At 47.0% G+C, this 22,177-nt stretch carries 23 protein-coding genes; 1 reads left to right on the forward strand and 22 read right to left on the reverse strand.

Features of this window, described 5'->3' with window-relative positions:
- Positions 1-183: 183 nt before the first annotated feature.
- The 20 genes from nrdR to AC1U9U_RS04455 form a co-directional block, all read right to left on the reverse strand.
- Positions 184-648 (reverse strand): transcriptional regulator NrdR, encoded by a 465-nt coding sequence (gene nrdR, locus AC1U9U_RS04360; protein WP_479959327.1) that lies wholly within the window; start codon positions 646-648, stop codon positions 184-186.
- 374 nt (positions 649-1,022) lie between these two features.
- A complete protein-coding gene (locus tag AC1U9U_RS04365; RefSeq protein WP_479959328.1) occupies positions 1,023-1,868 on the reverse strand; it encodes a nitrilase-related carbon-nitrogen hydrolase in 846 nt (281 codons plus the stop codon).
- Between the two features lie 11 nt (positions 1,869-1,879).
- Positions 1,880-2,851 carry a LysR family transcriptional regulator gene (locus tag AC1U9U_RS04370; protein ID WP_479959329.1) on the reverse strand — a complete coding sequence of 324 codons (972 nt, stop codon included), beginning with the start codon at positions 2,849-2,851 and terminating at the stop codon, positions 1,880-1,882.
- Positions 2,852-2,869: 18 nt separating this feature from the next.
- Positions 2,870-3,238: a hypothetical protein gene (locus AC1U9U_RS04375; protein ID WP_479959330.1), complete on the reverse strand. Its 369-nt coding sequence runs from the start codon at positions 3,236-3,238 to the stop codon at positions 2,870-2,872.
- 163 nt (positions 3,239-3,401) lie between these two features.
- Complete coding sequence (locus AC1U9U_RS04380) at positions 3,402-4,754, reverse strand: YeiH family protein (protein ID WP_479959331.1); 1,353 nt, start codon at positions 4,752-4,754, stop codon at positions 3,402-3,404.
- A 213-nt stretch (positions 4,755-4,967) separates the two neighbouring features.
- Positions 4,968-6,422 (reverse strand): cobyrinic acid a,c-diamide synthase CobB, encoded by a 1,455-nt coding sequence (locus AC1U9U_RS04385; protein WP_479959332.1) that lies wholly within the window; start codon positions 6,420-6,422, stop codon positions 4,968-4,970.
- Between the two features lie 64 nt (positions 6,423-6,486).
- On the reverse strand, positions 6,487-6,804 hold the full coding sequence (locus AC1U9U_RS04390; protein WP_479959333.1) for a TusE/DsrC/DsvC family sulfur relay protein: 318 nt from the start codon (positions 6,802-6,804) through the stop codon (positions 6,487-6,489).
- A gap of 100 nt (positions 6,805-6,904) precedes the next feature.
- Positions 6,905-8,056: a sulfate reduction electron transfer complex DsrMKJOP subunit DsrP gene (dsrP, locus tag AC1U9U_RS04395; RefSeq protein WP_479959334.1), complete on the reverse strand. Its 1,152-nt coding sequence runs from the start codon at positions 8,054-8,056 to the stop codon at positions 6,905-6,907.
- Positions 8,049-8,843, reverse strand: coding sequence for a sulfate reduction electron transfer complex DsrMKJOP subunit DsrO (gene dsrO / locus AC1U9U_RS04400; RefSeq protein ID WP_479959335.1), 795 nt, complete (start codon positions 8,841-8,843; stop codon positions 8,049-8,051). The genes dsrP and dsrO overlap by 8 nt, the downstream gene beginning before the upstream one ends.
- Positions 8,840-9,283, reverse strand: a complete 444-nt coding sequence (dsrJ, locus tag AC1U9U_RS04405) for a sulfate reduction electron transfer complex DsrMKJOP subunit DsrJ (protein WP_479959336.1) — start codon at positions 9,281-9,283, stop codon at positions 8,840-8,842. The genes dsrO and dsrJ overlap by 4 nt, the downstream gene beginning before the upstream one ends.
- Positions 9,276-10,919, reverse strand: a complete 1,644-nt coding sequence (gene dsrK, locus AC1U9U_RS04410) for a sulfate reduction electron transfer complex DsrMKJOP subunit DsrK (RefSeq protein ID WP_479959337.1) — start codon at positions 10,917-10,919, stop codon at positions 9,276-9,278. The genes dsrJ and dsrK (AC1U9U_RS04410) overlap by 8 nt, the downstream gene beginning before the upstream one ends.
- A gap of 9 nt (positions 10,920-10,928) precedes the next feature.
- Complete coding sequence (gene dsrM, locus AC1U9U_RS04415; protein WP_479959338.1) at positions 10,929-11,933, reverse strand: sulfate reduction electron transfer complex DsrMKJOP subunit DsrM; 1,005 nt, start codon at positions 11,931-11,933, stop codon at positions 10,929-10,931.
- A 1-nt stretch (position 11,934) separates the two neighbouring features.
- Complete coding sequence (locus tag AC1U9U_RS04420; RefSeq protein ID WP_479959339.1) at positions 11,935-12,477, reverse strand: RsbRD N-terminal domain-containing protein; 543 nt, start codon at positions 12,475-12,477, stop codon at positions 11,935-11,937.
- A 96-nt stretch (positions 12,478-12,573) separates the two neighbouring features.
- Entirely contained in the window at positions 12,574-12,795 is a 222-nt protein-coding gene (locus tag AC1U9U_RS04425; RefSeq protein ID WP_479959340.1) for a hypothetical protein, read from the reverse strand.
- A 48-nt stretch (positions 12,796-12,843) separates the two neighbouring features.
- Positions 12,844-13,902: a dissimilatory-type sulfite reductase subunit beta gene (dsrB, locus tag AC1U9U_RS04430; protein WP_479959341.1), complete on the reverse strand. Its 1,059-nt coding sequence runs from the start codon at positions 13,900-13,902 to the stop codon at positions 12,844-12,846.
- Positions 13,903-13,919: 17 nt separating this feature from the next.
- On the reverse strand, positions 13,920-15,107 hold the full coding sequence (gene dsrA / locus AC1U9U_RS04435) for a dissimilatory-type sulfite reductase subunit alpha (RefSeq protein ID WP_479959342.1): 1,188 nt from the start codon (positions 15,105-15,107) through the stop codon (positions 13,920-13,922).
- Positions 15,108-15,143: 36 nt separating this feature from the next.
- Entirely contained in the window at positions 15,144-15,332 is a 189-nt protein-coding gene (locus AC1U9U_RS04440) for an ATP-binding protein (RefSeq protein ID WP_479959343.1), read from the reverse strand.
- A 207-nt stretch (positions 15,333-15,539) separates the two neighbouring features.
- Positions 15,540-17,240, reverse strand: a complete 1,701-nt coding sequence (locus AC1U9U_RS04445; RefSeq protein ID WP_479959344.1) for an FAD-dependent oxidoreductase — start codon at positions 17,238-17,240, stop codon at positions 15,540-15,542.
- A gap of 54 nt (positions 17,241-17,294) precedes the next feature.
- Entirely contained in the window at positions 17,295-18,908 is a 1,614-nt protein-coding gene (gene dsrK, locus AC1U9U_RS04450; protein ID WP_479959345.1) for a sulfate reduction electron transfer complex DsrMKJOP subunit DsrK, read from the reverse strand.
- 165 nt (positions 18,909-19,073) lie between these two features.
- Positions 19,074-19,961 carry a respiratory nitrate reductase subunit gamma gene (locus tag AC1U9U_RS04455; protein ID WP_479959346.1) on the reverse strand — a complete coding sequence of 296 codons (888 nt, stop codon included), beginning with the start codon at positions 19,959-19,961 and terminating at the stop codon, positions 19,074-19,076.
- A 302-nt stretch (positions 19,962-20,263) separates the two neighbouring features.
- Here AC1U9U_RS04455 and AC1U9U_RS04460 point away from each other — a divergent pair, with 302 nt between their 5' ends.
- Positions 20,264-20,407: a hypothetical protein gene (locus AC1U9U_RS04460; RefSeq protein ID WP_479959347.1), complete on the forward strand. Its 144-nt coding sequence runs from the start codon at positions 20,264-20,266 to the stop codon at positions 20,405-20,407.
- A gap of 117 nt (positions 20,408-20,524) precedes the next feature.
- On the opposite strand, the gene AC1U9U_RS04465 is transcribed toward AC1U9U_RS04460, so the two are convergent.
- Both AC1U9U_RS04465 and AC1U9U_RS04470 read right to left on the reverse strand, forming a co-directional pair.
- The gene (locus AC1U9U_RS04465; RefSeq protein ID WP_479959348.1) at positions 20,525-21,532 is read right to left on the reverse strand and encodes a 4Fe-4S binding protein; all 1,008 of its coding nucleotides are present in this window, start codon (positions 21,530-21,532) and stop codon (positions 20,525-20,527) included.
- 105 nt (positions 21,533-21,637) lie between these two features.
- The coding region (locus AC1U9U_RS04470; RefSeq protein WP_479959349.1) for a serpin family protein at positions 21,638-22,177 on the reverse strand (540 nt) is incomplete at its 5' end.

The raw sequence follows: 22,177 nt of genomic DNA on the forward strand, positions 1-22,177 counted from the left end.
AGGAACTATAAAGAAAACCTTTCTCTATAGAAGATTTGGCTATCCCTCGAAGGCACTTCTCATTCTCAAGCGATATCCTTAGTTGCCTTAAAAAAGATCCTTCGCAAATGCTCAGGATGACAAGTAGTTTAGGTCTTTGTCATACTGAGGGTAGCCGAAGTATCTTTACTGCCTAAACTTTAGTTATATCTTTCCCTTTTTTTCCACCAACTCGTGTAGTTCCTCTAAAAACCGCTGAACATCCTTGAATTCACGGTAGACTGAGGCAAAGCGTATGTAGGCTACTTCATCCAAATGGACTATGGAGTTCATCACTGCCTCCCCGATTGCTTTGCTGGGGACTTCCCGCTCGTGGCTATTGCGTAAGGTTTTCTCAATTTCATAGACCATATCCTCAATTTGATCTATGGAGACCGGCCGCTTCTCACAGGCCCGCAAAATCCCCGCCTTTAGTTTTCCGCGGGAAAATTCTTCCCGTCGCCCATCTTTCTTAACAACAATCAGTGGCATGTCCTCATATTTTTCAAAGGTCGTAAAGCGTCTCGAGCAACGCTCACATTCCCTGCGCCGGCGCACAGCCGTCCCTTCTTCCACTTGCCGGGATTCCAGGACCTTAGTCTCGTTATTCCCACAAAATGGGCAATGCAACTCCACACCCCCTACATATAGTGTCTAATCTATGATAGCAACACTAGATATGGGATGTCAAAAGTCTGTACATCCTTATTTACCCCTTTGCCCCCTTTTTAGGTCCCTTATCCCCTTTCTCACGCTTTCCTATGGACTTGTCCATAAAATCATTCGACAAACAAACTTGGCTTCCACCGTGGGCACATCAAAGGCTAAATGTGACAATAACCCCTTGCCCTTAACACCCTTGACACGCCCCTTGGCAGGCCTGTCTTTGTCTTGTTTGATTTTCTGCAAAAAAAAGCAGGGTACGTTTTCGTACTCTACTCCACAAAGAACTTAATTACATCTTTCTTAACTTAATGACATTGGGTTTTTGCCCCGCTTATTTTCTACTTAATTTCTAATTCTATCAACTCTTTATATAATTCCTTTCGCCGGTCGGCAAGGAAGAAGCTGTCGCGCATTGACTCACGTTCTACGGTGCGCAGGCGGTTGATTTTCTCCGCGGATAGGGCCTGCACCAAAAGCCCTTCCCGTTCCGCGAGAGCTTCGCCAAGAATTTCCCCCTTCGGCCCGAGGACCAAGGCACCGCCACTGAATTCCTTACCCTTGCCGTTAGGGCCAACCAGATTACAGGCCCCCAAGTAAACGGAATTATCATAGGCTCGCGCTCCAAGGTAGCGAAGCCAAATCTCTTTTCGATCCCCGGAGACTACAGGGGAAGCATGAGGTGCAAAGAGGACCTCTGCGCCCTTTAACGAATAAATGGAAGCCATTTCCGGAAAGTGCCAATCCCAGCAGATTCCTACCGCAAAACGTACTCCCTTTCCCATAAATACAGGAAACTCGGACCCCGGGCTAAAAAACTCCTTCTCGCTGCGACCGAGATGGACTTTTCGGTAAACTGCGGGCTTCTGATCAGGAAAAATAATAAGATGAGATAAATACGGATTCCGACCCTTTCCAATCTGTTCTACTAAGCCAACAAGCATAATAAGCTTGTAATCATTTGCACATTCTTGGAGTTTCTTAAGCGCCGGACTATCTAAGGAGTCTCCGATTTCCCGGGCATTCCTTGGTGAATATCCATGTAGTGCACTTTCGGGAAAACAAAGAATCTCCACTCCTCGCTGAGATGCCTCTCCTGCATACTTTATAATGGTGTTCAAATTTGAACGTGTTTCACCCACCCGGGCTTCCATTTGAACTAATCCGATTCGTTTATCCTCTTGCATTCCAACCTCGCTTATCCGGAAATTGCCTTGTGTTTACCCTGAAAGGCAACCAGTTTGGAACAGTAATTCTGAGTTAATATTTCCTTAAGAAGCTTCGTATTATGCAAGAAAGTAATAAAGGAGCGCTCCTGCATTGTTTGGGGAGATTGGGCAAGGGTCAGAATATTTAAGGGTCGAAAAACCGGCCCATCCTGAATCCGCAAAGCCTTGAGAAGTCCTTGGTCACATTCCCGGCGCACCGTCAGGGCAGAGATAATTGTGATCCCAAGTCCTGCACAGACCACTTGCTTAATGGCTTGGGTGCTTCCTAACTCCATGGAGATATTTAATTTGCCAGGATCAAGACCTCTTTCCTCTAAGGCCATCTCCATAACCTTACGGGTTCCTGAGCCTACTTCCCGTGTAACGAAGCGTTCCTGAGGTAAATCGGCTAAGGCAATACTATCCCGCGTGGCCCAAGGATGGAAATAAGGCACCACGACCACCAGTTCATCTTGCCAGAATTTATCTAACACAACTCCCTTATGCTTGGGTTCGGGACCCTCAATAAGGCCGATATGAATTTTCCCTTCCAGTACATCCTGATCAATCACTTCCGTATTGGCGATCTTTACTTTAAAATCAACATCGGAGCCCTGGGTGGATAAATAGGCAAGGATGTGCGGAAGCACATATTCGCCGATGGTTAGGGTGGCACCCAGATGGATTTCGCCACGCCGGTCTTCATCCAACTCGCTCACAGAATGTTGGGCTTTATCTAAAATGTTCAGTATCTCACAAACATGACTGTAAAAAACTTCTCCTGCTCTTGTGAGACTGACTCCCTTATTGGTTCGGTTAAAAAAACGAGCATCATACTGACTCTCTAAATTTTGGATCTGCAAACTAATACTCGGTTGACTCATATGAAGCCTCTTAGCCGCAAGTGTGATGTTCTTCGTGTCGGCAACCTCTTTAAAAACGATAAACTGTTGCTCAAACATAAATATACCTCCTTTAACCTAAAGAACTCCCCACAATCGAGTATAATCCACCTTTAGGATATATTCATTATCACGAAAGCCGTGTTCCGCCAAAAGTCCTGTTGCATCATTAAAATCAAATGATTCCGTCTCCATGAGAATATGATCCTTCCACCCGGTGACGGCCCAGTCATCATGGGCTGACCGTAGAATTTCCATCATTGCGGCAATCCGTTCAAGGCGATGGGTTAAGAATCGATTAAGATTACGGATTGCCTCAGGTGTTACTTCCTTTGCATTAAGGATATTCTGAAGAGGAGGTTTTTCACCGGGCCGCCATTCTTTTAATTCAAAGAAAAAGAAGAAAAAACGTGCTCGTTGAACGCAGGTTACATTGTCGGGGTGCATTACGTTCATCTCCCTTTTGTAATTTCGAGTACATACCTATTATAATCTATTCTTATGAAATTTTGGACAAGAAATTCATTCATTTAAAAATCTTTTTCAAAAAATTATAAAGATGCCGCAAAAAGCCCCCCGGATGGAAGGCTCTTCGCAGGTTAAATTGTTATTACATAACGGAGGACCAGTAGTTACCCAGAACCACGACGGATAGCAGGTATCCAAGGGGAACGTTGACGAGAACACCGGTGGTAAAGGCCGCTAAGGGCTTCCACCCCACGGAAGTAAGCTCCTTAAAGCGTGTAGTTAAACCGATACAGATGAAGGTCAAGTTGAACGCCCAACCTCTGATAGTTTTAATCGGACTGATAACTTGCTTGTCAATAACTTTTGCAGTTTCAGCATCAACGTTGGAGACTAATAAAGTGATGATGATGGAGGCTGCAAAAAAGCCAAGAACGAATTTCGGGAAGCGATACCAGATTTCTCCGGCACTAGGCTTAGCGTTGCCCTCACGTTTTTCCCACAAGGTAACAGAGACGAGAGCCATGATGAAGCACCAAATACCAACGAACATATCCCGGCCGACAACCTTCATTAAGGTAAAGGTCTTAATGGCTTGCTCATCGATGGAGGCAGCTGCAGCCATACCGGCGGCATCTGCGAATTCAGAAGTTCCAATCCAAGCTCCTGCGGGGCCGGAAGGAATGCCTAGAGCTTTAATAGCAAAAGGCAGGATTAAGACCATGACTGTAGCCCAAACTACAACCAGGGAAATCGCTACGGAAACATGTTGCTTTTCAGCTTTGACGGAACCACCGATGGCAATTGAGGCAGATACACCACAGATTGATCCACCGGCTGCCAGAGTGGTGGCAAAACGTTTATCCAAACCAAAAATTCTAGTACCCGCCCAGTAAATGGTTAGAAAAGTAGTAACGGCAATCACAGTTGCCTGGGCAAAGGCAACGGGGCCTGCTTGCAAAATGAGGGTGAAAGGAAGGGTGGCACCCATAAGAACGATACCGGTCTTAACAAAGAATTCTGTCCGCAGTGCACTATCCATCCATTGCGGCATTTTAACAACGTTACCGATTACGAGACCAAGAATCAGGGCCAGGATGGGAGCTTCCAGATTTAAGCTCTTCATGGTATTCCAAGAACCCCAAACTGCGACAAATACAACCAACGCATAAATGATGGTAAAGCCAATCACAAAATCCTTTATCTTATGTCCAAGAATCTTCAAAGCAAAACCAAACATTATTGCCAGTACAAGATATAATCCAACAATTCCGCCAACATGACTGCTAACGTATTCTAAGGGCACGGAGATATTGTCATACGAAGGAATACTAATAGCAATCCATTTCATGAATGTACTTCCAGTTGACCATAGAATAATCGCTGCAATAGTTAAACCTAACCCGAGCCACACAGCCCAATAATCTTCCTTTTGGAAAAGACCTCGCCAGCCCCCTTGGGGGGCTGTCGGTTTATTCACCGGCGCTTGAGTACTCATAGTATTAACCTCCTTGTTTCTCGTTTATTTGCGCTTTTTCACACAATAACCAGTAAAATCTGCCTACTTATGATTGATAATTGCCACAAAATTGCCACAACCTTGCAATACTTGGATAACCGGAATTGCGCAACCTACTTTAGGGATTTAACAACGTTAAACCTACCACCTCCCCTGATCAGTCTGGTGACGCTAAACTCTGGGCATTGGAAGCTAACTCGCTCCGTAAACTTTAGCTGACTTGTTCTCGGTTGAGGAGAGGTCAATTAACTTCCGCTGGAGTGCCAAAGTTAGCATGCGTTCGGCCCAATTTGGAAATCCCGCAGCATGGATATGATTATAAGCTGCAAAAACATTTTTATAGCAGATTCCTTCATTCTCTCCATCAATTCCATGACCGCGTTCGACCTTAAATCCAAATTGTACCCTTGTGGTGTCCAAATTGATAATCCGAGAGTTATGGAACTCATGTCCTCGGACAACACACTGATTAAACCAAGGGTTATTATTTAAACCTTGTAAAAGGGTATAACCATGACCTTGAGGTTTTTTTTCCATTTGGGTATCGAAGGGAAGTAATCCCACCATCTCATACTTACCTTCGCCGGTAAGTATTTGGCGTCCCAGATACATCAAACCACCGCACTCCGCGTAGATGGGCATCCCATCTTCACCGGCTTTCCGGATATCTTCCCTTAGTGAAACATTTTGGGTCAGTGCTTCAGCGAAGACTTCCGGAAATCCCCCGCCAATATAGAGTGCATCCAAATTCCTTGGCAAAGCTCCTTGGGTAAGAGCACTAAAATAAACCAGTTCAGCCCCCATGGACTCGAGGCTTTCTAAATTCTCCGGGTAGTAGAAACTGAAGGCTGCGTCCCGGATTACGCCAATCCGTGGACTATAAGCTCTTTTTGCTTTAGGGTTATACCCAGCTATACGCAAGCACTCTGTACGCGGATCGACTTCAAGGGGCGGGGCGGATTGGGCTATCTCCAAGACCTTGGACAAATCTACACTTTCACTAATTACCTTGCCCAGACGGTCCAGCAACTTCTCCGTCTCCTCCATCTCACCATTCATAACCAGACCTAAGTGACGATCCGGTATGGAGATCAGGGAGTCCTTGGGTATTGCTCCCACCACGGGAATCCGGCAAAAGGTTTCGATGGCCTCCCGGGCAATCTTCTCATGGCGTGGGCGGGCGACCTTATTAAGAATCACACCGGCAATCCGGATTTCCGGATCAAAATGCTGACACCCCATAACTATGGCGGCCGCGCTGCGTGTAATTCTCGTAGCATCCAGTACCAGCAACAGTGGGGATTTAGTGATCTTGGCTATTTCCGCCGTGGAGGTACTGCCATTGAGGTCCAAGCCATCATAAAGACCCATCGCCCCCTCAATGACACTAATCTTACTGCCGGATGAATGCTTGGCAACGGAACTACATATATCCTCCCTACTCATCATAAAGGCATCCAAGTTCCGTGCTACCCTCCCGGCGGCGGCAGTATGCCAGCTGGGGTCGATAAAATCCGGGCCCTTCTTATAGGGCTGGACCTCGATCCCTCGTTGGGTTAGGGCCCTTAGCAGACCCAAAGTGAAAGTAGTCTTGCCGCAGCGCCCTTGGGGGGCTCCGATAACGACGCGGGAAATATCAACTTGCATTTCTCTCCACACCTTTCTTGCACTATCGGGGCCCCTTGGGCGACTCGGGCGTTAAAACCTTGAATTACACGCAACCGGTTGGTTTGGGAAGTCCGGCGATTTTGCAGGCACCTTTTCCAGGGCCGGTTGGGAACAGATCATAGATGGTTTTTTGGTCATAGCCGGTATCCTTCAGGAGTTTACGAACCATGGGAGCCACACCGTATTGATCATAATAGTCGCGGAGGTAGTTAATCACTTTCCAATGTTCTTCGGTAAGCTCTTCTACGTCCTCGTTAGGAGCTAAAGCTTTAGCTACATCCTCATTCCATAATGCGGCATCTTCCAGAAAACCATCTTCGTCCAGTTCGTAGGATACGCCGTTGACAACTAAATCTGCCATTGTAAATTCCTCCTTGTAAATTATTTGATGGATTAAGAATTCCTCTTTTGATGGATTAAGAATTCCTCTTAGGTAACTCCATCTGAAGCTAAGAATTACTTTATATCTCTTCTCTGACCCCAATGACGACTTTGTAAAGGATTGTAATAAGCAGGGCACCGATAGCGTAGACCATAAAGGTAACCGCTAGCTCGTTGGCCGTTGGGGTATATTCCACAACATGTTCTAAAGGTGTGGGAACAAAACCACCCAAGACCAAACCTAACCCTTTGTCAATCCAAGCCGCTATGAAGACAGAGACCAGAGCGAAGGGTAAGATTTTTTCATTCCGCCTGGTTTTGGGAACCACCAGTAAGATGATGCCGACAAAGGCTAGAATGACGGCTACCCACATAAAGGGCACCAATTGACCCTGTCCATGCAAACCTACAAAGAGGTATTGCAAGGGATGCATGTGACCGGGGATATTGCTATAGAAAGCGGTGAAGAACTCCAGGATGTAGAAGAATACATTGGCAATCATGGCATAGGTGACGATTTTGGCCAAGGATTGAATGGCCTCTTTGCCTGGATCAAAGGTGCTCACCTTACGGACGATCATGCAGAGCAGAATCAGCAAGGCAGGTCCCGCGGCAAAGGCTGAGGCGAGGAAGCGGGCCGCCATGATGGCGGTGAGCCAGAGATGTCGTCCGGGCATACCGGAGTAAAGAAAAGCTGTTACGGTGTGAATGCTGACCGCCCAGGGAATGGAGAGATAAATCAAGGGCTTCACCCACGCCGGGGGCGGAAATCCTTTGCGTTCCGCTCCTAAAGCAGTCCAACCAATCACCAGGTTAAGGAGCAGGTATCCACATAAGACACACATATCCCAGAACATGACGGAATGAGGTGTGGGATGTAACAAGACGTTGAGAATTCGGTCGGGGCGTCCCACATCCACAAAGATGAACAGGATACACATAATAACTGAGGGAACGGCCAGGAATTCACCGAGAATGACAATTTTGCCAAACTTCTTATAGTTGTGAAGGTAATAAGGGATGGCCACCATAACTGCGGAGGCTGCGACTCCCACCAAGAAGGTGAACTGGGAAATGTAGAGACCCCAGCTAACATCCCGGCTCATGCCGGTGACGCCCAAGCCTTCATTGTATTGTCTTAAATAGGCCAGAAATCCTACGAAGATAACTACCAGTAAGGCGCCGACCCATAGCCAGTATCGTTTACTGCCGGATAAGGATTTCTCAAGCATTTTCCTCACCCCCGATCAGATAATAGACACTGGGTTGTGAGCCTAATTCAGGCTTACGGCGGATTGAATAATGGGTGCTTAATAATTTTCTAACCTCGGAGCCCGGGTCCTCCAGATCGCCGTAGACAATGGCTCCTTTGGCTTTCTCCACACAGGCCGGAGCAAGACCTTGGTCCAGGCGGTCCATGCAGAAGGTGCACTTCTCCACAACCCCTTGGGTGCGATGAGGATATTCCGGATTGATCTTCTTAAGATAGGGTTTAGGATCTTTGTAATTAAAGCTCCGTGCCCCATAGGGACAGGCCGCCATACAGAAACGACAACCGATGCAGCGGTGCATATCCATCCCTACGATGCCATCTTCACGTCGGTAAGTGGCTTGGGTAGGACAAACTCTGACACAGGGTGGATTATCACAGTGATTACAGAGAACGAAGAACGGTATCGTCTTTGTCTTCTCATCCAGATAATTGTTTTCATGACCGGGGAAGACATGTTCATAGGTGTCGGTCCAGATCCACTTGATCTCATCCTTGGGATTGCCCATATCCGGGACATTGTGGAGATCGTGGCAGGCATTAATCACTTCATCAATATCGGCCTGGGTTAACTTGCTCATATCGATGACCATAGCCCAGCGCTGGGCGGCCAACTTGCTTTCGCTTGTAAAATCCGCCGCTTTGAGGGGCTCCAAGATTTCAAAGGCGTCCAGGGTAATGGCTCCACCTAACCCTAAGGCGGTAATCACTCCGGCCTTCTTTAGAAAGTCTCTGCGATTGATGCTCATTTCTTTGCCTCCCTTGGTCCGGCGTGGCAAGCCCAACAATCAGGCTCCACCCCCGCATAATCGTGGCAGGCGTAACAGAACTGGTTCTCCCCCATTTGGGCAGTCTCGGCCGTGTAGTAGACCGTTTCGGGCGTATCATTATGACAGTTCAGGCAGGTGGCTTGGAGGCTCATTTCAAACTGTTGTCCATTTTTATTGGTGTAAGTGGTTTTTCCCTGGCGGACAACGGCATCCCGCCATTCTAATAAGAGCTTCATATGGTTTTCTCTCATGAATTCCGTGTCTTCAATACACTCGGTTGCCCCTAATTGTCGAATCACCGGGGTATCTGTATCAATCTGTGGTTTGGCATCTGCCTTACCCATGTTATAAAGGAAGGGCATGATGGCGATTGCCAAAAAGATTAAAAGGCCACCGATTGTTTTTCCCCCTTTACTCATCTGCAGTTACCCCCTTTACGGGTAAATCATGACTGGGTAAATCATTGCCACGCAGATCCGTGGTTCTTTCCTTTTCACCTTCCATGACCAGGGCATTGGCGACCAGCTCATGGACTCCGGTGACCCCTACGCCCGGGACCCAGTAGTCCATGAGAGCCGGGAAAGCTGCCCTGTCTACGGCGCAGATATTGGCCAACATATTAACCCCGTATTTATCGTGGACATATTTTACGGCATTGGCCCGGGGGAAACCGCCTCTCATACGCTCTTCCATGTTTTCCGAAGCGTTAAGCCCGGACCCGCTGCCACAGCAGAAGGTTTTTTCACGGATAGTGTTCTCAGGCATTTCGTAAAAATTATTACAAACATTTTTGATAATATAGCGTGGCTCTTCCAGTAAACCCATTCCCCTGGAAGTATTACAGGAGTCGTGATAAGTAACCTTAAGATGGTCATTACGGGTCGGATCGAGTTTGAGCTTGCCATGTTTAATCAAGTCCGCGGTAAACTCGGTAATATGAATCATCTTCGTAGAGGCTGCCTGTTCAAAGCGGGTCCCTGTTATGGGTGAGACGGGAACTTCCAGGAAATCCGCCGGACCATTCCAGGTATCCATATACTGGTTAAGGACCCTCCACATATGGCCGCATTCACCGCCGATGATATACTTAACCCCCAGCCGTTTGGCTTCCGCATAGATTTTAGAGTTAAGACGTTTAGCCATCTCATTGGAGGTGAAGAAGCCGAAGTTTCCTCCTTCTGAGGCATAGGTACTCCAGGTGTAATCTAAACCCAGTTCATGGAAGAGCATAAGGTAGCCCATGCAGGTATAGATTCCCGGGTCCCCCATCAGGTCCCCTGAGGGAGTTACAAAAAGGATCTCCGCACCTTTGCGGTTAAAGGTGGGTTCCACCCGAATCCCCGTGATGTCTTCGATATCGTCACACATCATTTCAATATTGCCGGTGATGGCATGGGGTTCCAGGCCTAAGTGATTCCCCTTCATATAACAGTTGGCCACAGGGCCGGCAATCCAATCGATGTTAAGGCCTAATAAATTTAGTAATTCCCGTCCGATAATGGTGATCTCTGCCTGGTCAATTCCGTAGGGACAGAAGACAGAGCAGCGGCGGCATTCTGTACATTGGTAGAAATAATACCACCATTCCTTGATGACCTCCGGGGTAAGATCTCTGGCCCCGGCCAGGCGCCCCAGGAACTTACCGGACTTCGTGAAGTACCTTCTATAAACGGATCTTAAGAGCTCCGCCCGCAGCACGGGCATGTTCTTAGGATCCCCGGACCCAATGTAGAAATGGCATTTATCCGCACAGGCCCCACAACGTACACAGATATCCATCATAACCTTGAAAGAACGATACTTTGTTAATCTCTCGCCAATTCCCTCGATAACCGTAGACTGCCAATTCTCGGGCAACTTCCAATCCTCATCGACAGGAGACCAGTCTCGAGCATTAGGGAAGCCTACTGTCTCAAGATTTTTTCCTTTGGCACCCCAGCAAAAGGTACCCGGTTCAAAGGGTGTTTGCACGGTGGTATCCAACCAGTCTGTGGAGCTTGGCGTATAATCTATCTTCGACAGTTCCTCGGTTTTGGGGAGCTTATATTTTGCCATAGTTCAACCTCACTCCTTCTTCTCCACCGGTATACCCGCCTTAATCATTTTCGCCCGGAAATCATCTTCGTACTCCTCGTAGGTATGGACCTCAACGGGATAGTCCCAAGGGTTGATATGTCTTACCATGCGGTTATTGCTCTTCATGTTGCGGGTAGGATTCATGAAGATTCCACCCATATGCATCAGCTTGCTTAAGGGGAAGTAGACAAATAAACAGCTGACGAGAAAAAGATGAATATAGAAAATGGAACCGATTCCGTTGGGAATATGGGGGGTAAAGGTCAGTAAGCCAATGGCAAATTCCTTGATCGCTGCAATATCTACTCTGTACACATAACGCATCAGCATTCCTGTGCCGGCGATACCCATGAGAATGAAGAGGGGGAAGTAATCTGCAGCTAAACTGATGTACTTCACTTGAGGAACCACGACTCTCCGCAAAAAGAGAAAGGTTAGAGCAAGGACAATCAAAATATCAGTGATATAGAGAGCGGGTAAACCTATTTGGAAGAAGCTATCCAGTTGATCTAAGGAACTGATTGCCACCGGAACCGGCTCCAAAAACAAGCGCAAGTGACGAATCAGGATGATGAGGAAAGACCAGTGAAACATGAGTCCGAAGAGCCAGAGCCATTTGTTCGAGCCATAAGCCAGCTTAGGACCCTTCTCACCATTTTGAAGCTCGGTCTTGGCGTTGCGGAACAGGGAGCGGAAGAAAAGCACCTCCAAGGCCATTCTGACGATGACCCCGAAATCGGTGGTGGGGTTCTCAATTTTATTCTGCTTAATCCAGGAGAAGGATTTCCCCTGACCAATAGTGGTTGGAATTCTAAAAGGTACCGGGGTCCGCGCCCAGCCCATGACCCGATAGATGAATCCCGCCAAAAATAAGGCAATCGCTGCATAGGGAAGAATAATACCGAATAAAACTTGTAAATTGGCCAATCCAACTCCCACCAAAGGAATCAGGATGAGGACAATGACAGCTATTAAAGAAAATAAGGCTTTCACGTTACACCCTCTTTTCTGTGGCATCCTTTTCATGATTTTCTGTAACCAAATTAGCTTGCTTGAGAAGCCGGAAGGTCATATTCTTTAGTTCCATGGTTTTTAGATCGGCTAGTTTGTCGCGACATTCGGAATATATATCAAAAGAAGCAAGGGCTAACTGGTCTATTTTCGTCTCAAACTCTAGTAGTGCTTTGGAGATCGAGGCTTCCTCAGCCAGCTCTTCGCGAATTACCTTTTTTAGGAGGAAAACGAAACCTATAGCCTGTGAAGGAGTAAAGCTCTGAACCGCTCTTACTTTGATCATATCCCTTAAAAATAAATCCACTTCAATATCTTCATTATCTTGAATCAATGCTGTATAGATCTTTTCAACACTTTGGGTAATGGTATGTCCTACCGGGTTTGTAAACTCATCATTTTGTTCCCGTAGAAATTTAGAAGTATCCTTTGGATAGGTGTCCATAATCAGGCGACACCACTTTTGGATTAAGACAGGCTTCTTTTCCATCAGGAGAGTGCTAAGTGCCTTGTCTGCCTTGTCCATGTATGCCAACTCCTTGATAGTTATTAAAAGGAGTCCTCTCGTTGCAGGAGCAGCACTCCTGCAACGAGACTAATACCTCTTGGAAGCAGTATTCGATTAATCGGGTGGTTTGACTTTTCCTTTAAGGGCGACGAAGGTAGTGGTGATATAGAGATATTCAACCTTGTCTTCCATAGCAAGTTCCTTTACCGCCAAATCCACATCGGACTTTTTCTCACCGATTTGGGCAGCAATTTCCTTGCTTTTTGCCTTTTCAACCGTATCTAGAAAAGCTAAGACTTTCTCTTTAATAACGGGGTCGGCAGCTCCTTTTTGCATATCCATTTCCCCCTAACATTCTCTCAGATCATGCTGAGATCAATTGATTTAATATTTAAAGGCGGCAGAGGTGCGGAAGGTTTCTCTGGAGAAGATAAAGTCATCAATGACTTTATCGGTGAATTCAATACCGGTTAAGCTGAAGAATCTTTCCCAACCGATTCTCTCGATCCATTCGCCCATTTTTTCACCTTTGCGTGCATGGCCGGCATAGGTATCGACGATATTGCGAACGGCTTCGGTGACTTCCGGCCAACGCGGGGGATTGTTCGGAAGGAAGGGAATGACCATCCGGGAGAACATAGGATTGGTCCGGGCATTAGCCACTTTTCCACCGACGAGAATAGCGATTCCGTCGTTTTTGGGATCGATGATCTCCATACCGGGTGCCATGGTATAGCAGTTTCCGCAATACATACATTTTGCATCGTTGACTACGACGCTCTTTTCCTTGGGATTGGGACGAATGGCGCCGGTGGGGCAACAAGCTACTAAGCTGGGAATCTCTGTTCCTTTGCGGATCTTGTCATGGTCGATGCGCGGAGGTGTTCTGTGAACGCCGACGATAGCCAGGTCACTACAATGGGCTGCGCCGCACATATTGAGACAGCAGGCCAAACTTATCTTCAGTTGAGCCGGTAATTTCATGGATACGAAGTATTCATAAAGATCATCCATTACTGCTTTAACCACACCGGAAGCGTCTGTAGCCGGTGTATGGCAGTGAACCCAGCCTTGAGTATGCACGATATTACTGATCGAAGCACCTGTTCCACCTACGGGGAGTCCTTTTTCACCGAGAACGGCAATAAGGGGCTCAACCTTAGCAGGATCGGATACTAAGAACTCGACATTATGACGGGCTGTGAAACGAAGAAATCCGTCACAATATTCATCGGCCAGTGCGCAGATATCACGAATAAAGTCAAGACTTACTAGGCGGGGTGAGCCCACACGAATACTGTATAATTCAGCTCCGGATTCGGAAACATGCTTCAGCACGCCTGGTTTCGGGTTTTCGTGATAACGCCATTTCCCGTAATTCTCAAGAATGATGGGCGGCAGCATATCCTTAAAATAGGGAGGTCCCTGATCTAACTTAGCCATTATTATCCACCTCTTGTTTACTTATTTATTTCTTCTTCAGGCCAGAAGACGTAGGGGTTAGCACGAGGACGATAGATCATCTGGGGCACCGGAGGTAAGCCAACTTCACTGAGGAACTTGCCCATGCCGAGACGATAGACGGTTTCCCCGATTCTCTCACGAGTTTTACCGTTTTCATCCCACCATTCCCAGATGCGGCCAATGAGATCTTTAAATTCTTCAAAATCCCCTTCCATTTTCATGAAAGGAACAATGACCCAGCCCATGAAGGCAGATTGCACGATGGTAGATTTTCCGCCCAGAAGAATGGTAGCTCCTTTTTCTTTTCCGGGGGCAATAGCCTTAGGCATTCTGTTGATGCAGTGCATGCAGCGCGAGCATTCTTCAGCTATCACACTCAGTTCTTGGGTCTCGGAGTTGAATTTTAGTGCTTGAGTGGGGCAGCGGTCACATACTATACCTTGGATGTCCATTCCCTTGGCAGCATATTCCTTAACTGCTTCTTGGTCGATGCTAAGAGTATCCCGCCAGGTTCCAATCACCGCACAGTCGGAGCGGGCGATGGAAGCGGTGCAGTCATTAGCACAACCGGAGAACTTAATCTTGAATTTATAAGGCCACATGGGGCGGTGTAACTCATCTTGATATTCATTGGTTATGTTGTAGCAAGCTTCTAAAGTATCATAACAAGCATGTTCGCAACGTCCCGGTCCCACACAGCAGCTGGGGGATCTTAAGTCCGAACCGGAGCCGCCTAAGTCAAACCCTTCTTCGCTTAATTCATCGAAGATCGGTTGAAGTTGATCAGTGACGGTTCCCAGCAAAATTGCATCTCCGGTCGCTCCGTGGAAGTTCATAAGCCCGCTTCCCCGTCTTTCCCAGATATCGCAGATTTTGCGAAGGGATTCTGTGTTATAGAACCAACCGCTGGGAGAATTAACCCGTACCGTATGGAAGGATGACAGGTGTGGAAACTCTTCCGGCAAATCGGTGTAACGACCGATTACGCCGCCGCCATATCCTTTTACCCCAACGATACCACCGTGTTTCCAATGCCCTCTCTTTTCCTCATAGGATCTTTCTAAGAGATGAAGGAGTTCCTTCGAGGCCTCATTTTTCACGGCAGCTTTCTTCATTTCCGTCACAAAGCTGGGCCATTTCCCTTTTTCTAACTCATCCAGTTGTGGCGTCTTCTTCTCAGCCATGACCTTACCTCCAATTCAAGAATTTGTAGTTATTGTCTACATCTCCATAATGGATGCAGCACCTGTTGGGCATACTGTAACGCAGCTTTCACAGCCCATGCACTCCGATTCGTCACCGACTACTTCTGTTATTTCCCCATTGAATTTCAGTAGATGAGCCGGACAAGAATCTGCACATGCGTCGCAGCCTGAACATAGATTAGGATCAATGGTTATGATGAACATCTAGTGTCACCTCCCCTTTTGTGTTTTCCCGTGAAAGCTAGCCATGAATGCCTGAGCCTATGGAGCAATAGGAGTAATACCGCATTGTTCTTGTGCCTTCTAACACAATAACCCTATTCACATTGTACCTAGCATTACTTGCTTCTGTAAAATACAGATAAATTATCGCTGGTATTACTAAATCAAATTGTGAAAGTATGCATATTCCTAATGGTGATTAGCAGGATCGCTTATATAGGCTTTAAGGATAGACATGCCGCCTTCCAAATAAGAGACCTTAAATCCCTCACTTTGCAGGATACAAGCGGCCTCATAGCTGCGTATACCCAGTTCACACACGATGACTAAGGGCGCAGACCGGGGGATGATGTTACAGCAGCGGTCACGCAGCTCTCCCAGGGGAATGACTATGACCTGGTCCAGGGGCAGGGGGTTAGCCTTTACTTCATCACGTTCACGGACATCGAGAAACCAGATTTTACTCTCTTTGGCAAGCCGTTCGCTAACCTGTGCCGGTGTAACGCCCGTTACCAGCCCCCGACGCTTATTCTCAAGAGTCGTGGCGGCATGAATCAATACGTCGATGGCCGTAGCGAAGGGGGGTGCATACCCTAAATCCAGGCTGATTAAGTCCTCGACTTTGGCGCCGAATTTTAAAGCAGTAGCGACTACATCCAAGCGCTTAATACCCTCCCCATTACCGCAGACCTGGGCGCCCAACAATAACCCGCTATCCTTATCCGCAATCAATTTCAGGGTGATACTGCCATGCATAAGGTAATAATGGGTAGCATCTAAGCCGCTGCTTAGACTGGTAATTACGTTGTACCCTAATTCTCTTGCTTGCTCCTCGCCAAGACCGGTGCGGCCAATGTTTAGGTCAAAGGCTTGCAGAACCGAGGTCCCCATGACCGCTTTAAATTCTACAGCCTTTCCGGCAATATTGTCCGCAATCACTCTACCCTGTTTATTGGCTGTAGAAGCCAAGGGGATATACACGGGCTTACCTGTAAGAACATGCATCTGCTCCGCACAGTCTCCTCCCGCATAGATAAAGGGATCACTGGTTCTTAAATGCCCATCTACCTTTATGGCACCTGTTACCCCAATCGCCAACCCGGCGTCCTTAGCCAATTCCACCGTAGGTCGCACACCTGCCGCAATAACTACAGCCTCAGTCCCGAGAATTCCCCGATTGGTAATAACCCGGCAAACATTGCCCTCTCCATCTCCCTCAAAGGCCTTGACCCGGCAGGACAAACGGATATCCACACCGCGGGCACGCATTTGGCTCTCCACAAGTTTCGCCATATCCGGATCGAGGAGCTGGGGCAATACACTATCCTTTGCCTCGCAAAGAGTGACCTTAAGCCGTAGGCCGGCTAAGGCATCCGCTACCTCTACGCCGATTAAGCCCGCGCCAATGATAGTGATATTCTTCAGCTTTTTGGCTTGAAGCACTTCTTTTAAGCCCTGGGCATCATAGGGGCTGTGCAGGGTAAAGATCTGCCCCAGCCCAACCCCGGGTAAGGGCGGAACCAAGGGTTTGGCTCCCGTAGCCAGGACTAAATGGTCATAGGGAAGTACTTCCTCTTCTTGGGTTTTTAGGTTTCGCACCAGAACAGTCTTTTCTTCGCGATTAATTTTCAGGACTTGTGTTTCGATCAAAAATCTCGCCCGTTTCTGGTCCCAGAAAAACTCCGGGTCCCGGATAAGACCGGCGTTGGTCTTCATCAGCTCCTCAAGCTTGGGAACACCATTCCCGAGATAAAGGGGCAAGCCGCAGGAGCCATAGGAAACAAGCTTTCCCTGTTCAATTACAGTGATCTCCGCATCCGGCCACACCCTGCTCAAGCGTGCAGCAACTTTGGGACCGGTGGCTACTCCGCCGATAATTACTACCTGCATAAGGCATTTCTCCTTACTTTCACCGTCATTTCTTCACCGTCATTTAATCTTCCATTACTCTTCTCCATCAAAGGTCAAGTAGGGTTGTTTCATGCTGACTAAAGCATTGACCATCAGCTCCACCAAACCGTCATAGTGGATGTTATACCTATGGGTGGCATCGTAATACTCAAAGATTCCCCGTAAGGTACCTTTACAGTTGGAACAAGGGGCGCACACATATTTGACGGTGGAGAGATCTTCGATAGTATCCTGGAAGGCACCGAGAATCTGATCAAACTTCGTTCGGGCACTAATCTTATTGCGGAACTCACCGAAGTTCATAGAGTTCATAATGGCAAAGCCGCTGCCGCCGCCGCAACAATAATTATCCACACCATGGGGAGTCATCTCCCTAAACATTGGGGCAATAACCTTTAAGATGTTCCGTTGCGGCTGGACAATCCCCATTTGCCGCACAATGTTGCAGGGATCATGAAGGGTAACCGGGAAATTATTTTTACTGGGGTCAAACTTCAACCGTCCGCTCTTTACTAAATCCCAGAGCAGAGGTAAGTTGCTTTCCACGGGAACCCGGTCATCCCCAAGGGCCATGCGGTCGGAGACAATTGCCGAAGCTTTATGCGCATGACCGCATTCACCCATAACCACGCGCCGAACACCTAAACTCTTGGCAGCCTTTACCTGCTCCGCGGCTATTTTCTTCGCTTGGGTATCGTCATACCAGATTCCATAATTCACACTGTCATAGCCCATCATCTCACTGCTTAAGGTCCAGTTCAGGCCTGCCTCCTCAAACAAAATGGCAAAGGCTACCGGGTTCTGGGGCCAAGCCATAAACTCTCCCGCATTATGCAGCAATAGAATATCCGCACCTTTTTTATCCACGGGAAATTTAATTTTAATCCCATAACGTTCTTCCGTATCCTCTTCTAGAAATTCTAAAGTATCTAAAAAGACGGGCTTCGTCATACCGGTCGAGGAGCCTGACTTCAGTTGGTTCTGTGTACCTTTGGTGTGAATTGGTGTAGGGGCAATCCCCATCTCCTGACTGAAGATCTTGCGGATCTCCTTGGCCAGAATGGAGTTATCCAGTCCTAAGGGGCAGGTTTGGGCGCAGCGCCGGCAAAGGTTGCACCGATAGGCCAGCTCTCCTAAGCGGGCGATAGTATCCCAATTCACATCAATATCCGCGCCGACAAAGCCACCGAAGAGCTTGCCACTGCTTGTAAAATACTTTTTATAGATCTTCCGCAGGACCTCGGAACGGAAAATAGGACGGTAGAGCTCATTATCCCCTGCACCCTTGAAGATATGGCAGGCATCAGAGCAGGTATTGCATTTAGCGCAATAGTCGAAGGTGAGCTGCAGGGGTTGAAGGACCCCATTATTGGCATCCGAAAAGATTTTTTCTAAACCGTCCAAAAACTTGCGGACAAACTCATCTTCTTCTTCCTGTGTTTTGGGCCGGATTAAGGAGTCAATTCCCACATAGCCATCCAAGGAAGCACAATACTTCTCCCGCCAGGCCGGCTTAACTTCCATAAAGTCCGGTTCCATACCCTCCTGGTTATAGGGAAACTTAAGAGTCAGTAATTTATCTATTTTTATCAGCTGTTCATCTGAACGCCCCATATCTTTGGGGCTTAAATTCTTATGATCGATCATTTGCGTTCACTCCATTTCCACTGCCAACTCATGTCATTCTGTGGCATTGCCGAAGAATCTTTTGTTTTTGATTTGGGTCAAGATACTTCACTACGTTCAAGTACGGGATTTTTCCTGAGCATAAGCGAAGGATCTTTTCCAGGCTAGACTAAATAGATCGGTAGCCTACTTCTTCACGGTATTGGCTCCGGTAATATGCGGTGCCGACCAGGACTTTGTGGGACGATATGCAGTTGCTTCTTTGACCTTTTTCTCGATTTCACTTCCCTTGAGATTAGGATCATTTTCCCAAAGAACCTTATGGAAAGTAAAATATTTACCCACATAGTGACTCATCTTACTTATAGGAATATAAGTAAACATGATCAATAGAATGAATAAATGGACTACAAAAAGAGTACCGGCTTGGAAAGGTGTGAAGCTGATCAGATTTGCGGTCACTTCCCGTGCTGTAGAGAAGCCCAGGTCGCCAATCCAGACGAAGATCCCGGTAACCACTGCACTATAGAGTAAAATAAGGTTGAAATATTCCTGGGGTGTGGTGTATTTTCTGAGATTATTATCAAAAATACGTTTCAGCAGAAGCATCGCCGAACCAAAAGCGACTAGAATCAGTCCTAATAAACCGGTGATAGCAGTAACATAATACACTAAGCCGCCCCATGCTCCGCCGGCAGCACTAACCTCACCACCATTAAGAATTGTCAGGGCTCCGACCACGAGGAAAATCGTCCATGCCATTAATAGATAAATCCCTAGATGCAGCGAATAAGACAACCACCAAAAGGGTTTTTGGTTGTCAAAAAGCTTCTTAATAAAGAGCATTTCTTTGAGCATATCCACTAACTCCGCCCCATGAGAAACCTGCCGCTCCTTATTCCACCACTCAACCTCTTCATAATAAGAGCCACCGTGTTCATGCCCCTTTTCTTTGGGAACAGGGTAAAGCTCCATGCGCCCATGGAAGGGCAGTTTTGCAAATTGATAGGCTTTGTAAGCGGATAATCCAATAAAGAGTCCGATAGATAAATAAGCTATGACACTGAGAATCAAATGCCCCAACCTCCTTTTTATTTGTTCAATTTCTCACTATTAGTTTAAGGAAGTTAAGGACAATTGTAAAATTCCCTTTTCTAATCGCCACGATAAAAAAAAGAAATATATCACTTATTACCCGGAAATCAGATCCTAAATTCACTCATGAATCCTTTACCCTTGGGTAAACTAAGGCATAGTCGGTTGAAAATCCGGAACTAACCATAAGACTTTTTCATCGTCTAAGGCTAAAACATTGCTTCCCTTATGCACCGGCAGCTTTATGATTCCCGAAAAGTTAAGGAAAGGATGATATACCTATGGTAGAAAAGAAATTCCCCGATCGGCAGGCTAACCCGAATACAAAACCTTCGCAAAACCATAAGCCGGATAAAGCCCCCAGCATGGATTCCCGGGACGGTCATGGATTATCTAAGGATCAAGTGATGCAGGGCAAGGGCTAAACAAGAAGGGCGTGTCAGGGGGACGGGGGTGTTGACACAAGGGAACAAAATTAAGGAGCTGACCCGGATGAACATAAGTTCCCCGGGTCAGCTCCTAGCTGTATTGTTAAATGTATCCTAATGAATAAACCCCCCCGCCTGAGGAATCAGCACTTTATACATTTCGGTGGGGATACTGGTTTCCCAATGTCCTGTGAACTTTGCCAAGGCTACGACCATAAACCATACCAGGACGATCGCAATCGCCGCTCTTAGGGGATCGAAGGTAAGTTGCTTGCCACCGGCGGGCGGGGTGCTAAACTCCAAAGTCCCTTGGACCGGACAACTCTTCACACAGTTTAAACACCCGGAACATTCCGGTGACCACACATTTTTAGCCTCAGCTACCTTAAGTTGATTAGGGCAGGCGGCTGTGCACTTTTGGCAAGAGATGCAGGTATCGGCATTTCTACGGATCTTCCAGGGGCTAAAGATGCTGAGCAGACTCGTCAGTGCCCCATAGGGACAAAGATAGCGACACCAGAAGTTCTGGATAACTACGGAGAGCAGCGCAAGAACCGCTATAACAGTTGCCCCCGCTATGGTAAGGTTTTTAAAGAAATCCAGCATCTTAACATCGGCAATCATATTATAAGGAGTCTGGAGAAAACCGTAGGCACTGGGTCCATCCATTAAGATGAAGATAAAGACAAGGAAAAATCCAAGCAGAATGTATTTCAGAGAGCGTAAAGGATAATCCAGCCAACGAGGAAGAACAAAGTTCTTGCCGAAAACCTTTCTGCCGAGGATGGCTAATCCCTCGGATAAGGTGCCAATGGGACAAATCCATGAGCAGAAGCTCCGCTTGAATACTAGAGAAAGACCCATCGCCAATAAGAAGATCACAAGTCCTGCAGGGTGAATCTTATCAAATACGCCGGTGACCAGCCAAGCCTTCAAAGCAACTAATGCACTGATAGGCAGAAAAGCCTCCACACCAGCCGGCCGAGGGACCAATGTCATTGCATTAGGATCCCCATAGGAATTGACAAAGCGAATAAATTGAATGCCAATATAAAGGATAATTAACACAAATAGTAACTGTACCGTTCTCCGCTCGAGGGGAGCTCTGTCTTTTTTAAGCATAATGTCCATCCTTATTCTTAGAGTACTAATAGATATCTTTACTTATCCATTATACTCTTCAGGACAACAGAGGAGTGTGATTGCGATCACTACTCAAAGTGCTTTTTAGCTCCGTAGTTCTGTTTGCTTCACTGTGGGATCTTCCATGATTCCCATAAATATAGGGCTATTGGTCTTCCAATCGACGATGGCATAGACAAAGGGCCTATCGAATACAAGCTGAGCTAAGTCTATTGGTGCGCTGGTTGGCACCACTCCTACCCCTGTCACCGCAGCAGCTTCCGTCCCCTTTTCATCCACTTTGATATAGGTCTTATGCTTTACTTCCCCGATGAAAAGATCCTTGGTATGCTCCTTACTCATAAGGGAAAAATCCGCTTGATTCGGATCAAAAGCTATCCCCATTCCCAAAGCAGTCAGTTCATTTTGCAGTTCATCCTCATAACTGCTTTCAAACTTCGGCAGGGAAAGCTCTACATTCCGCACCTTTTTAGTGTTGATTAACTCAATCAGTTCCGGAGCTGTAATCTTGCTAATAAAATCCCGGGGAGATTGGCCTTCCTCAGGTAATATCCCTACGAAAGCAAATCGTTCATCCACATAAGGCAAAATTACTCCAGTGGCCCCCTTATCCTGAATATAATC

It is taken from the genome of Desulfitobacterium sp., from assembly GCF_982384815.1.